The sequence below is a fragment of the Pseudomonas sp. WP18 genome, from assembly GCF_036689585.1.
Lineage (GTDB): Bacteria > Pseudomonadota > Gammaproteobacteria > Pseudomonadales > Pseudomonadaceae > Aquipseudomonas > Aquipseudomonas chlororaphis_E.
In genome coordinates this window covers 3,071,423-3,085,724 of the sequence record NZ_CP144758.1, presented here as the reverse complement: position 1 = coordinate 3,085,724, position 14,302 = coordinate 3,071,423, and the positions used below count along the sequence as shown (strand labels likewise).

Sequence of the window (14,302 nt, the reverse complement as noted above, 5' to 3'; positions counted from 1 at the left end):
GGCGGTGTTCGCCCATCACAACAACAGTATTGGAGCCCTGATGAGCCTCTCGCCCTTTCACCTCGCCATCCCTGTTTACGACTTGCCCGGCGCGCGACGTTTCTATGGAGAAGTCTTTGGTCTTGAAGAAGGACGTTCCAGCAGCCAGTGGGTCGATTTCAATTTCTATGGTCACCAGCTGGTGATTCACCAGCAGCCGAAGACCGCCGCCCAGGACAGTGTTCACAGCAACCCGGTCGATGGTCACGATGTGCCTGTTCCACACTTCGGCATCATCCTGGGGTGGGAGCAATGGGAGGCGTTGGCCGAGCGCTTGAAGTCGTTTGGCGTCTCCTTCGTGATCGAACCCTACGTTCGCTTCAAGGGCCAGGTCGGCGAGCAAGCCACCATGTTCCTGTTCGACCCATGCGGCAACGCCCTTGAATTCAAGGCATTCAAGGACATGAGCCAGATCTTCGCGAAATAGAGGGCACGCGCCCGGCAGGTCACTGCACCGACAGGGCCGCGGTCGTGGAGCGGGCGACGTCGATTTGCCATAACCGCCCCTGATGATCGAACAGCACGCATTCGCTGCCCACGAAACGCAGTTGCGCATGCTCCAGCGGCCAGTCCATGACGGCGCAGAGCCGGTCGCTGCTGCGGTGTATGAAGTGCCAGCGGGCCTCATCCTCGCCGACCCTGAAACCTATCACCAGCCACTGCGCGAAGGGGTAGACGTGCAACGGGTCGGCGGACTCCGTATTGAAGCCGGGCAGGCGATAGCGCTTGCTCGTGACGCCCTCGTACACCATCAGCGCGGGATCGTCGTCGACGCCGTCTTCGATCCACAATTCGACGGTTCGGCCCACCGCGTCGAACACTTGCCAGCTGTGCGCCTGACGCCGGACGGGCAGCGGTTCACGGCGCAGCAATCGGCGCTCGGGCAAGCGGTAGTGCCAGAGCAGCGCTTGCTGCGGGGTCTGCAGGAAGACCGATTCATTGTGCTCGTCATCCCGAATCGACGTGATCTGGCCAGGCAGGTCACCGACGTGCCACAGGGTTTCGAGTCGGCGACCCACGTCCACGACGCGCAACTGCGTGCCGCGGCCAACGGTCCAGGCCGTGCCGTCGAACGTCCTGGCGAAGGCGTCCAGCATCAGCACGCCCAAGTCGCTGGCGCTGCGATTGACCAGGTCCAGCTTGCAGATGCGCCAGACGTCGCCGCGCCGTGCCAGCGCCAGGGCGACCTGGCGGCTGTGGCCCAGCACAATGACCTGGGTCGGCACCGGGAAGTGGAAGGCGCACTTGCCGTTGGCTTCGACGACCGACGCACCGGCTTCGCCCAGCGCCAGCAGGTAGCGTCCATCCGTCAACGGCACGGCATCGCAGATCGCCCGAACGCCCCTGTCTGGCGCGGTGAATGACAACGGGTCGCTGACCCGCTCAAGGCCTTGGTTGAGGCGTTTGTTTCGAGGCAGGCCGTTGCCGGGCAGGTCTGCCTGGAGCAATTTGTCCTTGCTCATTTTAACCAGCGCCTGGAGCTGGTTCTGGGTCAGGTGGGCCTGTGGCCCGGCCTGGTCACAAATGATTGCCCGCACGGTCGCGGCTGCCAGCCAGGCCAGCGCTGGACTGTAGGCCTTGTGCGCCAGCAGCGCCTGGGCGAGGGTGGCGCGGTCCATGACCCGCTCTGGGTCGCTGCGCAGTTTCTCGACCCAGGTTTCATAGGCCGTGAGCGTGTCGGGGAGCAGGATGGCGCGTTTGACCAAGGCGCCGATTGCCAGGCTGCCGCCTGCGGCCTCGGCGGCGAGCAACCATTGTGCGGCGCGTTCGCGCTCTGCCGGCAGGCTCCAGATGACGTCCACCGCCTGCAGCCACAGGCCTTTTTCAGTCAGGGCCAGCGCCCATTCCAGGCGCAGGCGCGCAGCGGCTTCGGGCCATTTCTTTTCGAGCAGGATAACGGCATCGGCGAACGCATTGTCGCGCCGGGCGACTTGTAGCGCTCGCTGCCAATCCCCGGCCAGGCATAGCAGGCGCACGATGGTCGAGGCGGACATGTCCCAGGCCAGGGCCAGGTCGGCGGCCTGTTGATGGCGTTGGTGCTTTTCCAGGTAATCGAGCGCTTCCTGTCGCGCCCTCAACAGTTCGGCCAGCACGAACACGGCTTCCTCGATCCGCCCCTCGCGATCCAGTCGCTCGAAGGACTGCCGGTAGACCTGCTTGAGGTGGCTTTCCAGATCGGCCTCGAACAGCAAGCGGGTGCCGGGCACTGAGTGCTGGCTGAGCGTCAGGTCCTGGCGCCGGGTGGGGGTGCCGAATGCCTGGCCGGCATCGCCCTGGCCGCCGCCCAGCGGAATGGCATGGCGCAAGGCTTCTTCCAGGTTGCCGTTCTCGAACATGTCCAGCATGCGTTGCATGTAGGCGGCCTGTCGTTTGCCGTACAGCGCTGACAGTCGCGAGTGACGAGTCAGTTGGGTCAACCAGCGTCGCCACCTGGCCGGGCCTCGCGGCCGGCCCGAGGCCCGCGGTGGCACGCTCGGCTGCACGGGGCGGGCGGCATCGGCAACATGGGTGGCTTTTCCAGTCGTCGTCCTCACGCCGTCGCGCCGCACCCAGGCACGCCCGGCCATCAATGCCAACATGAAGAGTACGAAAAACACAGTCCCGATCAGCGCCCACGCCAGGGCATTGTCCAGGTCGAACCCGGAAGGATCCACCGTTCGCGGCGGCTTGACGGTTTCAGCAGGCGGCGCGGTGGTCGGGGACCGCGTACCGTTGAGGGCATTGATGGCGAAGATACCGGTGCCCACGGCCACCCCAATGAAGCCTGGCAGGCCATCTTTCAACGGGCCTCGGCCCTGCGAGTGAGACGCGGAGGCGGGCGGGCGGTGGGCTGCCGTTGCCTTGTCGACGGCAGCCTGACGCTGGCGCTCCAACAGGGCCCGCATCACCCCCTCGCGCTCGGGGCTGACCGGCGCCAGTGAATCGCCGAGGATCTCCCGGATATCGGTTTGCACAACCAGCGGCTCGGCGTGGGGTTCTGGCAATGCATCGCGGCAGTCATAAGTGGCGAGCAGGGCGTACTGACTGACGTCGATCCATTGGCCGGCGGCCAATGCCGTGGCGTCGCGCAGGTGCAGCGCACTGACCTGGGTGCCGCGTACCAGCCAGACATCGGCGGGTGCCAGGTGCTGCATTTCCTCGTTGCTAAGCCGCGCCGAGCACAGCGTTCGCCCCTGGCGAATCAACGGCCAGCCGGCCAGCCCCTCGCACAGCCGTGCACAAGCCTTGGGAAAACGCAGCAGGTCGCCGTCGGCAAAGCGATAGGCCTTGGCGTCGGTTTGCCAGTGGGAGAGGATCAGCCGAGCCCGTTCATGCTCACTGAAGCGCTCGGCGGGAAACCACAATGCCTCGATCGGTTGATAGCCGCTCAGCACCGGCCGGCGGATCATGACGATATCAGGACCGGACATAGGTGCTTAGCTCCGAATATGGCTGCGGCGGATTGCACATGACCTGCAGGACCCTGCGTTCCTCTCGGACCGCATACACCACCAACTCGCGAGCCTTGGTCAGTGCAGCGACCAGCCCGCTCATCGGGCAGAAGGTAATCCTGGCAATGGGGTCCTGGGTGGTGAACAGCGCCTGCTGCTCACCCTGGCAGTACAGAGCGACCGTCTGCTGGTGAGGGCTGAGCAGGACCATGGAAAAGACTTCGTCGTCACCGATCAGCAATCCCAGGCCTTTCCAGCCAGGCGCCAGGTCGACCTGCTCGGCCTGAAGGTTGGGGGCGACCAGCTGCCACTGCTGGTGGCCGTCGACCAGGCGCATCCAGGCACAGCCGTGAAAGGCCCGGTTCCAGCATGCACTGGCCGGGAACAATACCTGAGCGACGTCGTTCGCCGTGCCCACCAGATCGCTCGCGGGCTGGCTGAGCCAGGCATTGAGCCGATGGACATACAGCCGACCGGCTTCCTGGCGCAGATAGACCAGCATGTCGCGACTGACCTGCGCCATGCCCACCACGTTATCGGCCATCGAATGCGTCATCCCCGACGCGCGCTGCGGCGGCAGCTTGCCGTTGTCGGTCACCCAGAAGGCCAGGTGTCCCTTGTTGTCGAGCAGGAAAACTGCGCCGTGGGTACCGTTGTGCAACCAGACCATGGGCAGCAGCGTGGCCGTGCCCACGGGGATCTGCAGTTGATTACGTTCAGGCCGGGCGGCCGCCTTGACGAAGTCCATGTTCCAGAAGACCAACTGCTCGTCGAAGCTCAGGATCGCACCGGGCATGCGCCCTGGGAATGTGATCGCCAGCGGCGTGCCACGGCTGTTCCAGAGAGTCTTGCGAACCTCGAGCGGTTTTTTCTGCCGTGGCGCCGGGAGCTTGATCACCACGAGCCCGGGCTCGTCGAGCATTTTCAGGGCGACATGGGAGCCGCTGCTGGCGATGATCGGCGCCAGGGTCAGGACCACCCGGGCAATGGGGGTCTTGACCGGCGTGCGCGCCAACTGTCGAGCGGTGTCGAACTCGCCTTTGATCAGTTGCAGGGCCTGGCGTTTGTCGGGAAAGGGCAGGGCGATTTGCCGGGTGGTTGCGGCCTGCAGCGAGAACATCAGGCTGCGGCCATCGAGGCTGTCTTGAATCTGCACCCGGTGGGTGCACGAACGGCTATCGGTGGGCGGCAGGCGCTGACCGACGAGCCAGCGTTCGCCGCTGTCGTACGCCTGTTCCGACAGCCAGGCGCACCAGGTGCGCCAGTGCTCGTCACTGACGGTCTGATAGGTACGGGCGCTGAGTAACTGCTTCAAATGCGCGGCGCCCTTGAACTCGTTCAGTCGAGGCGCTTCCTGCAAAATGCCCCAGCGCAATTCGGCCCCGGCTTCGCTGGCACGGCGGGCAAGCAGGATCATCAGGGCCAGGTGCACTAGTCGCGGGCCGCCCAGTTGCAAGGGGCCGGCGTCAAAGAGCACGACAATCATGCGGTTGGCGTGATGCGTGCGGTAGCGCGGCGCCAAAAACAGATGCTCGCCCACCACCGCCCTGCGTAGAAACTCGTCGGGCAACTCATCGGCCAGCAACCATTCGCTGGTCAGCAGTCGTTCATAGGGGCCGCGGCGTTGCAGGTCGCCCAGGCCGTCGGGTTCGGGGTCGCCGCCCGGCTGCATGCCGCGTAACGGACCCAGCAACGGGTTGAGACGGGTGAACAGGTCGGTCAGCACCGGCAGTTGTTCGGGGGCAAACCATTGCAGCCAGTCCCGCCAGGGTTGCAGGGATTTGGGTAATTGCATCAGTGACCTGCCCACTCATCCTGAATACGTTGCAGATGCCGGGCCGTGACGGGCAGGCAGCGGTCCAGGGGCAGCACCGCCCTGGGCGCGTGCCACAACAGCAACGGCGCGCGGGCGAACCTGTCGAGCAGCGCCTGGCCCATCAGGTCCACCGGCATATCGGGTTCCCAACTGGTGGGCAGCCAGAGGCCGGGAGCGGCGGGCTCGCTACAGGCGTAGTCGACACCCTCGACCCACGGCAGGTCATCCACATGGCCGGTGACGATCAGCACGTCCCGGTTGGCCGTGGCTTGCAGGCGAGCGGTTTGATCCTCGGGCATGCGCAGCAGGCGTGCGTGCAGACGCGCTGCGACATCACCCCAGGCCACGGCCGCCTGGGGTTGACCGGCCTCATGCCGCGCTCGCCAATGCCAGTCGAGGGCCGGTGTGACCCTGTTCGTCATGCCTGGGCGCTCAGCAGGTGAGCCACTTTTCCGCGCACCTCATGCAGCCGCTGGGGGATGGTCTGGCTGTTGAAGTTGGCGTCGATCTCACGCAGCAGCGCTTCCAGCAAGGGGCTGGCCGGCGGCTCGCTGCGCCCCAGGTAATCCTCGGCCGTTTCCAGCAGGCGATGCAGGCGAGCCATCGGTTGCAGCGTCGCTTCTTCGACGGCACTGAACAGATGGCTGTTGTTGCACTGGGCCAAAAGGTCTTTCAGCACCTCGCGACCGTGCTGCTGGGTCTCGCGGGTCGGCAGTACGTAGAGCAGCGGCCAGAGGTCGGCTTCGCTGGCTTCGCGGTGGCCACGCAGCAACGCGGCGGCGGCGATCAGGCGCTGGGATTTGACGATACGGCGGTCGGACAGTTGGATTCCGGCCTCGCGCAACCGGCGAATGGCCTGGGCCAGCGCTGGGCGCACCCGGGACAGGTCGACGTCCTTGAGCGCCTGGCCCAGCGTGTCGAGCGGCGTCAGCCCCAGCAGTTGCGGGACCGGGCGTTGTTCGGACTGCCAGCCGCCGGCCAGCATCGCTTCGAGCTGGTTGTCGGGGACGGCATCCACGAACAGGTGCAGCAGGAATCGGTCGCCGAAGGCCGCCAGCGATTCGTCGTCGGGCAGGCCGTTCGCCGCAGCGACGCAGACGCGCAAGGGGCACTGGACCTGGGTGTGGCCACGGCGGAACCGTCGCTCATTGAGCACGCCGAGCAGGGTGTTGAGAATGGCCGTCGAGCCCAGGAACACTTCATCCAGGAACACGATGTCGGCTTCGGGCAGCATGCCGCTGGTGTCGGTTTCCACCGTGCCTTCGCGCAGTTTCTTCAGGTCCACCGTGCCAAACAGCTCCGAAGGCTCGGTGAAGCGTCCCAGCAGGTATTCGAAATAACGCCCGCCCATGGACTGGGCGACCCGACGCACCACCGCGCTTTTCGCCGTGCCGGGCGGCCCCACGACCAGGATGTGCTCCTGGGCAACCGCCGCCAGCACGATCAACTCGGCCAGTTGCTCACGGCCGACCAGGCCTTCGGTGGCGGCGCGTACGGCCTGACGGATCTGGGTGGCGGCGAGGTCGAGTGAAGCGGACATGGGGATCTTCCCTGAAGCTGAAAGGGCCTATCTTGCCTGAAGGCGAGGGCGAACTGGGAAGTTGATCGGCATGCAAGGCCCAAGCTTGAGCCTCGTGGGGGAGCCAGCCACGGAACATGCGCCGCCATTGCGTTGCACAATGGCGGCTGCGGCAGGTGTCCGTCGCTCACGCCGCCCCCCACGAAGGCACCTGCCTAGCGGATCGGCAACAACGCCCCAAACGCCACGAAAAAACCGCCACAGATGCGGTTGAAACGCCGGCCCATCCGCGCCAGCCACGGCCGGACCCGGTTCGCCGCGCTCGCCACGCCGAACTCCACGGCGAATTCGACGAATGCGTAGGTCAGCGCCATGATCGTCGCCTGCAGGATCAGATTGCGCTGGGCGTCGATGAACGGCGTGATGAATGCGGTGAACAACAGCAAGGCCTTGGGGTTGGAAATCGCCGACAGCAGCCCCTGGCGAAACAGCGACCAGTCGGCCGAGCCGCTCACGTCGTTGACCGCCAGGGTCATCGCCTCCGAACGCCACAGGCTCAGCCCCAGCCAGATCAGGTAGAGCCCTCCGATGATCTTCAGCGCGGTCAACCAATGCAGCGACGCTTGCAACAAGGCGCCCAGGCCGAGGACGCACAAGGCGATCACGATGACGAAACCGAGGACGCCGCCGGTGATGGTGAACAGTGTCTTGCGGTGGCCATGGATCGCCCCGTGGGTCAGCACCAACAGGGCATTGGGGCCGGGCACCAGGGCGATGCCACAGCAGGTCAGCAGGTAGAACAGCCAGGCGTCGAGGGACATGGGGGCTCCGGTGCACGATGACAGGCGCCGATGTTGACGCGAGAAGGCCTGGACGAAAAGCGCATATTGTGGCACTCAGGTATTCGATTATCGAATGCAGGGTTTTCCACCATGACACCCAGGGATCTTCAGATCGATTGGCTCAAGTGCTTCGTCGCCGCCGTCGATACCGGCTCGCTGTCGAGCGCCGCCCTTGAGATCAACAAGTCGCAGTCGGCCGTCAGCATGCAGCTCAAGAAACTCGAGTCGGCCTTGGGCCGCCAGGTCCTGAGCCGCGGCCCGCGACACTTCCAGCTCACCAGTGACGGCGAAGCACTGCTCGGCTACGCCCGGCGCATGCTGGCCTTGCACGCAGAAACGCTGGGGGCCTTCTGGGGCGAACAGCTGAGCGGACGGATCCGCCTCGGCGTAGCGGAGGATTACGCCGCGCCTTACCTCACGCCGGTGTTGAAACGGTTCTCGGCGCGCTACGCCAGCGTCGACATCGAGTTGACCTGTGAGCAATCCACCGCACTGATTCCCCGGGTGGCCAGCGGTGAACTGGACCTGGCCCTGGTCTCGCGCGACAGTCCGCGTCGCGGCGCCTTTCTGTTCCATGAACCCATGGTCTGGGTCGGCTCGCCGCAGTTCGAGCTCTGGCGTCGGGATCCGCTGCCGATCGCGGTCTACGACGAAGAAAGCCTGGCCCGCCGCACCGCTGTGGAAACCCTGGTCCGCCATGGGCGCCGCTATAAGGTCGTCTACAACAGTTCGAGCCTGGCCGGGCAGATCGCCGCGGTGGAAAGCGGGGTCGCGGTGGCGGTGCTGACCCGCTGCTGCACCCCGGCCAACCTTCAGGTGCTGGGCCAGGAACATGGCCTGGGCGCGCTGGAATCCATGAGCGTGGCGGTCTATCGCAGCCGGGCCTCGCAAGGATCGATCGCGGTGGATGGACTGCGCAGCTTTCTGATCAAGACCCTGGGCGCCCCTGCGCAGGCCTAGCTTGTCGGCCGGGCTAACGTGGACGGCGCCGACACCTGCCGGTTCGGGCGAAAAAGCAACACTCATTCACGCAATCTGCACGGCTATAAGTGACATCCAGGCAAAGTTAAAAAAATTACGAGCATCAAGGACTAAGCCCCTGTAAATTCCCGAAACAACTACCCAAACTATTTCTGATGGCCAAGGTCATTCATTCGCGCCGGTCGTTCTCAGTCACCGGTTTCCCCTACGTTCAGGAGCAACTCACACATGGCAGCACTGCAGAACACCACGTTCGAGGCGATGAAAGACAAACAGGCGCAGGTGCTGGGCGAATGGATCAACGGACTGGAAACCAGTGGCGCGACCCGCAACCTCAAAAGCCAGGACCTGCAGCAACAAACCAGTGAGTTCCTGCAACTGGTGATCAATGGCCTGCAAAACAACAACGGCACCAACATCAATACCCCGGGCTGGGAGTCCACGCGCCAGTTCCTCGAAAAGCTCTCCCAAAGTCGTGCCCAACTCGGGCAGGATTCGCAACAGACCGCCAGTTTCATTTTCGCCCTCAAGGGGCCGCTGTTTGCCTTGCTGCAAGCTCATTACCGTGAGCAACCGGCGCTGCTGGCCGAGCAACTGTGGGAAATCTCCGAACTGTTCGATGCGTTCGGGATGCACACCATCCGCACCTTCCAGAAATCCCGCGAGGCGGTGATCAAGCGTCAGCAGGAGGAACTGCTGGAGCTGTCCACCCCGGTCGTCAAGCTGTGGGACGGCGTACTGGCGCTGCCGATGATCGGCACCCTCGATTCGCAACGCACCCAGGTGGTGATGGAGTCGCTGTTGCAGCGTATCGTCGACACCGGTTCGGAAATCGCCATCATCGACATCACCGGTGTGCCGACCGTTGATACGCTGGTCGCCCAGCACCTGCTCAAGACCGTGACCGCCATTCGCCTGATGGGCGCCGACTGCATCATCAGCGGCGTGCGTCCGCAAATCGCCCAGACCATCGTGCACCTGGGCCTCGACCTGCAAGGCGTGGTCACCAAGGCCAACCTGGCCGACGCACTGAAACTGGCCTTGACCCGCTTGGGCGTCAGCCTTGGCAAGACGGTCTGAGCCGATGGAGCGTATCCCGATTCTACAGATGGGCGACTTTCTGCTGGTCACGATCCAGGTCGACATGCATGACCAACTGGCCCTGACCCTGCAGGACGATCTGTCCGAGCGCATCAGCAAGACGTCGGCCCGCGGGGTGTTGATCGACATTTCCGCACTGGACATGGTCGATTCGTTCATCGGCCGGATGATCGCGACCATTTCCGGCCTGTCGAAAATCATGGACGCCGAAACCATGCTGGTGGGCATGCAACCGGCCGTGGCGATCACCCTGGTTGAACTCGGCCTGACGCTGCCCGGCGTCAGCACCGCGCTGAACGTCGAGCGCGGAATGAAACTGCTGCAGGAACGAGTACGCCATTCATGACCGTGCGCAGCAGCGGCACTCAACCGATCAACATCGAACAGGACGTGGTGCTCGCCCGGCAAACGGCACGCAAACTGGCCACCGAATGCGGCATGCGCCTGATCGACCTGACCAAACTGGTGACCGCCGTCAGCGAGCTGGCGCGTAACACCATGGTCTATGGCGGTGGCGGCAACATGGATTGGCAGATCCTCGACGAGGGCGACAGGGTCGGCCTGCGCCTGGTCTTTCGCGACGAAGGGCCGGGCATCGCCGACATCAAGCTGGCGATGACCGACGGTTGGACCTCCGGCGGTGGCCTGGGGCTTGGGCTGACCGGTGCCAAGCGACTGGTCGATGAATTCGAGCTCGACACCGAGCCCGGCAAGGGCACGCGAATCACGATTACCCGATGGACATGACGATCGCTGGGTCACTGACCCAGGTGCTGCTGATCGAAGACAGCAGCCAGGTCGGCCATGCCCGGCGTACCGCGCAAAGGCTCGCCGAGCAACACGGCTTTGATGCCACCGATGCCGGACGCGTGGCCCTGGTCGCCACCGAACTGGCCAGCAATGTGCTCAAGCACGCCAGCCGCGGCGAGCTACACCTGCGCCTGTTACCTTGTCCCGACGGGTTTGGCATCGAGATGCTCGCGGTCGATCGCGCCCAGGGCTTCAATCTGGACGCCTGCCTGACGGATGGGTATTCCACCGGAGGCACCCAGGGCATCGGCCTTGGGGCCGTGGCGCGCCAGACCGAAGTGTTCGATGTGTACGCCGATGCCCGTGGTGCGGTGTTGCTGGCGCGGCTGTATCCGCGCGGCAATCGCCAGCCGGACTTGCGTTACGGCGTCAGCCAGCATTCGCTGAACGCCGATCCGGCGTGTGGCGACACCTGGCACCTGGCGTACAACGGCGCCAACATCAGTGCTCTGGTGATCGACGGCCTCGGCCACGGTGAGGATGCCGAGCGCGCGGCCAAGGCGGGGGAGCGGGCGTTCGCCCAGACCCCGTTCGCCAGTGCGGTGCTGTTGATGGAGGACATGCACCGCGACATGATTGGCACGCGTGGCGGCGCAGCCGCTTTCGCCCAGTTCAATGCCGCGCGCGATGGCCTGACGTTTACCGGTGTTGGCAACATCGGCGCCACCCTTATCAGCGCGGACAAGTCGCGGGGCCTGGTGTCGAGCCCGGGCATCGTCGGCAGCCAATACCGCAGAGCCCAGCCCTTTGACTATGCTCACGTGAACGGACATTTATTGATCATGTACAGCGATGGCTTGCAGTCCCGTTGGAATCTTCAAGACTACCCCGGCCTGGTGCACCGTCATCCCGCTGTGGTCGCCACTGTCCTGCATCGCGACTTTTGCCGTGGACGCGATGATGTGACCGTGCTGGTCGTTGCCTTGGAGGCCGCCCATGGCTGAGCCGTCTACCCTGAACCCTGCCGAGCAAGCCGCGTTGATCGCCCAGTTGCAGGGCGAGAACGCCGCCCTGCGCGACGAACTCGATGAAACCAACCAGGGCGTGCTGGCGCTCTATGCCGAACTCGACACCCAGGCTGAGCAACTGCGCCAGGCCTCGGACCTCAAGAGCCGCTTCCTGTCGTACATGAGCCATGAGTTCCGCACGCCGCTGGGTTCGATCCTGAGCATCAACAGCCTGCTCGCCGATGAACTCGACGGCCCGCTCAGCCCCGAGCAGCACAAGCAGGTGGCGTTCGTCAGCAGCGCTGCCCGCGAACTCAGCGACATGGTCGATGACTTGCTCGACCTGGCGAAAATCGAAGCCGGACGGATCTCCATTTCCCCGGCATGGTTCGACATGTTCGACCTGTTCTCGGCCCTGCGCGGGATGTTCCGACCGATCGTCGATGCGTCCGCGGTGGACCTGATCTTCGAAGAACCCGTCGGCCTTCCGCGCCTGTACACCGATGACAAGAAACTCGCGCAGATTCTGCGCAACTTCATTTCCAACTCATTGAAGTTCACCACCCGCGGCGAAGTGCGGATCTCGGCCCGCCTGGAAGGACCGGACCGGGTGCGCTTCGCTGTCAGCGACACCGGAATAGGCATCGCGCCGGAACTGCACGGTGCATTGTTCGAGGACTTCATCCAGGTCGACTCGCCCTTGCAGAAACGCCTGCGCGGAACCGGCCTGGGCCTGTCGTTGTGCAAACGCTTCGCGGCGTTGCTGGGGGGCGAGGTCGGGATGGACAGTACACCGGGGGTCGGCTCGAACTTCTTCGTGACCATTCCATTGGCGCTCGCCTTGGAGAACGCCGATGAATCGTGACATTCGTCTGTTGATCGTCGACGACAACATCGCCACCCGCTATGCCTTGCGCCGGCGACTGGAGAGCCACGGCTACGTGGTGCTGGAGGCCGGTACCGGCAGCGAGGGTCTGGCGCGGATCGCCGGCGAGCCCATCGACGCACTGATCCTGGACGTCAACCTGCCGGACATGAGCGGCTTCGACATCGTACGTACCTTGCGCGCCGATGCACGCACCGCGTTGCTGCCGGTGATCCACGTATCGGCCGCGTCGATCCAGACCGGCGACATCATCACCGGCCTCAACGCCGGTGCCGATGCCTACCTGATTCACCCGGTGGACCCGGACGTGCTGCTGGCGACCCTGCGCACCTTGCTGCGGGTGCGCGACACCGAAAACGCGCTGCGCGAGAGCGAGGCGCGCTTTCGCGAGATTTTCGTCAACGTCTCGGCGCCAATTGCGGTGCTTGATGCTCATCTGAAAGTGCACGAGTGCAACCATGCTTTCGCGCAGATGATCCAGGACAACCATGCCCCGGAAACCCTCAGCGAATGCTTCGACGAGGACCAGGGCGCGGTTCTCGACGAGTTGCGCCAACGCCTGGCCGATGGCGAACGCTGGAAGGGCACGTTGAACATGCGCGTGCAGGGTGAGATTCGTGAGACCGAGTGGCAGATATCACCGTACCGCACGCCGCAACTGAGCCTGGTGTTCATCGAGGACGTCACCGAACACCGCCACCGTGAGCGTTCTCACCTGGCACGGCTGGACGACACCACCACGCAACTGGCCAAGGAAGTCGCCGAGCGGGCGCGCGCCGAATCACAATTGCTGCAAGTGCAGAAAATGGACGCACTGGGCAAGCTCACCGGCGGCATCGCCCATGACTTCAACAACCTGTTGACCGGCATCATCACCAGCCTGGAACTGATCCAGAAACGCATGGCCGATGCGCGTCCGGACAAGGTTCAGTTTTACGCCGAGGCGGCACTGAATTCGGCAATGAGCGCGGCCTCCCTCACGCATCGACTGCTGGCCTTCGCTCGCCAGCAGCCCCTCGACACCCGTCCGGTGGACATCAACGAGCAAGTGCGCTCGCTGGAAGAGCTGCTGATGCGCACCATTGGCGAACGCATCAACCTCAAGCTCGAGTTGACTACCAAACCGGCGATTGCGCTGGTCGACCCGGTGCAACTGGAAAGCGCGGTACTGAACCTGGTGATCAACGCCCGGGATGCACTGCCCAAGGGCGGTAACATTTGGCTCAACACCTATGCGGCGCATTCCCATGGCGCCCCCAACCTGGCCGATGGCGCGTATGTCGCGTTGTCGGTGCGCGACGACGGCACCGGCATCGATCACAGTGTGATCGACAAGGTATTCGAGCCCTTCTTCACCACCAAGCCGCTGGGGCAGGGCACCGGGTTGGGGCTGTCGATGATCTACGGCTTCGCCCGTCAGTCTGGCGGCGATGCGCACATCCGCAGCGTGGCGCGGTGCGGCACTGAAGTGACGATCATGCTGCCGGCCACCAGCGACTCGACACAGGCTTACGTCGCCCCGCTCATTGTCGATCCGCAGGCTTCTGGCGAGCATGTGCTGATTGTCGAGGACATGCCTTCGGTGCGCCTGTTCGTGACCGAAGTGCTGGAGGATGCGGGCTATCGCTGCACCCAGGCACCGGATATCGAAACCGCGTTGGAGCGCTTGCAGAATGATCCGACCATTAACCTGCTGCTGACCGACGTCGGCCTGCCACGCATGAGCGGCCGGGAACTGGCCGATGTGGCGCGAGGCTGGCGTGAAGGTTTGCCCATCCTGTTCATGACGGGCTACGCCGAAACCGCGCTCAACCGCCAGGTGTTCCTGGGCAGCGGCATGGAAATGCTGGTCAAGCCCTTCCAGATCAGCGAGTTGCTGGAAAAAGTTCGCCTCACGCTGGATGCTCAGTAACCCCCCGACATCGGCGGG

13 protein-coding genes are annotated in these 14,302 nt (G+C 64.3%); 8 read left to right on the top strand and 5 right to left on the bottom strand.

Annotation, left to right across the window (positions count from 1 at the left end; genetic code table 11):
- Positions 1-40 precede the first annotated feature (40 nt).
- Positions 41-466, top strand: coding sequence for a VOC family protein (locus V5F23_RS13715; protein ID WP_047738567.1), 426 nt, complete (start codon positions 41-43; stop codon positions 464-466).
- Between the two features lie 19 nt (positions 467-485).
- Here V5F23_RS13715 and V5F23_RS13710 read toward each other — a convergent pair whose 3' ends face one another.
- The 5 genes from V5F23_RS13710 to V5F23_RS13690 all read right to left on the bottom strand — a co-directional run bounded on the left by V5F23_RS13710 (position 486) and on the right by V5F23_RS13690 (position 7,626).
- Complete coding sequence (locus V5F23_RS13710; RefSeq protein WP_338498767.1) at positions 486-3,449, bottom strand: bpX6 domain-containing protein; 2,964 nt, start codon at positions 3,447-3,449, stop codon at positions 486-488.
- Positions 3,436-5,265 (bottom strand): hypothetical protein, encoded by a 1,830-nt coding sequence (locus V5F23_RS13705; protein ID WP_042728605.1) that lies wholly within the window; start codon positions 5,263-5,265, stop codon positions 3,436-3,438. Before V5F23_RS13705 ends, V5F23_RS13710 begins: the two co-directional genes overlap by 14 nt.
- Positions 5,265-5,708, bottom strand: a complete 444-nt coding sequence (locus V5F23_RS13700; RefSeq protein ID WP_052497357.1) for a hypothetical protein — start codon at positions 5,706-5,708, stop codon at positions 5,265-5,267. The genes V5F23_RS13705 and V5F23_RS13700 overlap by 1 nt, the downstream gene beginning before the upstream one ends.
- Positions 5,705-6,826, bottom strand: a complete 1,122-nt coding sequence (locus V5F23_RS13695) for an AAA family ATPase (protein ID WP_047738561.1) — start codon at positions 6,824-6,826, stop codon at positions 5,705-5,707. Before V5F23_RS13695 ends, V5F23_RS13700 begins: the two co-directional genes overlap by 4 nt.
- Positions 6,827-7,020: 194 nt before the next feature.
- Positions 7,021-7,626: a LysE family translocator gene (locus V5F23_RS13690; RefSeq protein ID WP_212803813.1), complete on the bottom strand. Its 606-nt coding sequence runs from the start codon at positions 7,624-7,626 to the stop codon at positions 7,021-7,023.
- A 111-nt stretch (positions 7,627-7,737) separates the two neighbouring features.
- Between V5F23_RS13690 and V5F23_RS13685 the strand changes: the two genes are divergently transcribed.
- From V5F23_RS13685 to V5F23_RS13655, 7 genes are all read left to right on the top strand, one after another.
- Positions 7,738-8,607 (top strand): LysR family transcriptional regulator, encoded by an 870-nt coding sequence (locus V5F23_RS13685; RefSeq protein WP_042732010.1) that lies wholly within the window; start codon positions 7,738-7,740, stop codon positions 8,605-8,607.
- Positions 8,608-8,856: 249 nt separating this feature from the next.
- Positions 8,857-9,708, top strand: coding sequence for an STAS domain-containing protein (locus tag V5F23_RS13680; RefSeq protein ID WP_042732011.1), 852 nt, complete (start codon positions 8,857-8,859; stop codon positions 9,706-9,708).
- A gap of 4 nt (positions 9,709-9,712) precedes the next feature.
- A complete protein-coding gene (locus tag V5F23_RS13675) occupies positions 9,713-10,075 on the top strand; it encodes an STAS domain-containing protein (RefSeq protein WP_042732012.1) in 363 nt (120 codons plus the stop codon).
- A complete protein-coding gene (locus V5F23_RS13670) occupies positions 10,072-10,476 on the top strand; it encodes an anti-sigma regulatory factor (protein WP_212803812.1) in 405 nt (134 codons plus the stop codon). The genes V5F23_RS13675 and V5F23_RS13670 overlap by 4 nt, the downstream gene beginning before the upstream one ends.
- The gene (locus V5F23_RS13665; RefSeq protein WP_212803875.1) at positions 10,473-11,483 is read left to right on the top strand and encodes an ATP-binding protein; all 1,011 of its coding nucleotides are present in this window, start codon (positions 10,473-10,475) and stop codon (positions 11,481-11,483) included. The genes V5F23_RS13670 and V5F23_RS13665 overlap by 4 nt, the downstream gene beginning before the upstream one ends.
- Entirely contained in the window at positions 11,476-12,351 is an 876-nt protein-coding gene (locus V5F23_RS13660) for an ATP-binding protein (protein WP_042732014.1), read from the top strand. The genes V5F23_RS13665 and V5F23_RS13660 overlap by 8 nt, the downstream gene beginning before the upstream one ends.
- Positions 12,341-14,284: a response regulator gene (locus tag V5F23_RS13655; protein ID WP_212803811.1), complete on the top strand. Its 1,944-nt coding sequence runs from the start codon at positions 12,341-12,343 to the stop codon at positions 14,282-14,284. The genes V5F23_RS13660 and V5F23_RS13655 overlap by 11 nt, the downstream gene beginning before the upstream one ends.
- The last annotated feature ends 18 nt before the right edge of the window (positions 14,285-14,302 follow it).

What these genes read in the sequence shown, in the direction of transcription:
- V5F23_RS13700 (WP_052497357.1), bottom strand. Translation starts at nt 5,708, where the DNA reads ATGACGAACAGGGTCACACCGGCCCTCGACTGGCATTGGCGAGCGCGG.
- V5F23_RS13715 (WP_047738567.1), top strand. Translation starts at nt 41, where the DNA reads ATGAGCCTCTCGCCCTTTCACCTCGCCATCCCTGTTTACGACTTGCCC.
- V5F23_RS13705 (WP_042728605.1), bottom strand. Translation starts at nt 5,265, where the DNA reads ATGCAATTACCCAAATCCCTGCAACCCTGGCGGGACTGGCTGCAATGG.
- V5F23_RS13680 (WP_042732011.1), top strand. Translation starts at nt 8,857, where the DNA reads ATGGCAGCACTGCAGAACACCACGTTCGAGGCGATGAAAGACAAACAG.
- V5F23_RS13655 (WP_212803811.1), top strand. Translation starts at nt 12,341, where the DNA reads ATGAATCGTGACATTCGTCTGTTGATCGTCGACGACAACATCGCCACC.
- V5F23_RS13660 (WP_042732014.1), top strand. Translation starts at nt 11,476, where the DNA reads ATGGCTGAGCCGTCTACCCTGAACCCTGCCGAGCAAGCCGCGTTGATC.
- V5F23_RS13675 (WP_042732012.1), top strand. Translation starts at nt 9,713, where the DNA reads ATGGAGCGTATCCCGATTCTACAGATGGGCGACTTTCTGCTGGTCACG.
- V5F23_RS13670 (WP_212803812.1), top strand. Translation starts at nt 10,072, where the DNA reads ATGACCGTGCGCAGCAGCGGCACTCAACCGATCAACATCGAACAGGAC.
- V5F23_RS13685 (WP_042732010.1), top strand. Translation starts at nt 7,738, where the DNA reads ATGACACCCAGGGATCTTCAGATCGATTGGCTCAAGTGCTTCGTCGCC.
- V5F23_RS13710 (WP_338498767.1), bottom strand. Translation starts at nt 3,449, where the DNA reads ATGTCCGGTCCTGATATCGTCATGATCCGCCGGCCGGTGCTGAGCGGC.
- V5F23_RS13690 (WP_212803813.1), bottom strand. Translation starts at nt 7,626, where the DNA reads ATGTCCCTCGACGCCTGGCTGTTCTACCTGCTGACCTGCTGTGGCATC.
- V5F23_RS13695 (WP_047738561.1), bottom strand. Translation starts at nt 6,826, where the DNA reads ATGTCCGCTTCACTCGACCTCGCCGCCACCCAGATCCGTCAGGCCGTA.
- V5F23_RS13665 (WP_212803875.1), top strand. Translation starts at nt 10,473, where the DNA reads ATGACGATCGCTGGGTCACTGACCCAGGTGCTGCTGATCGAAGACAGC.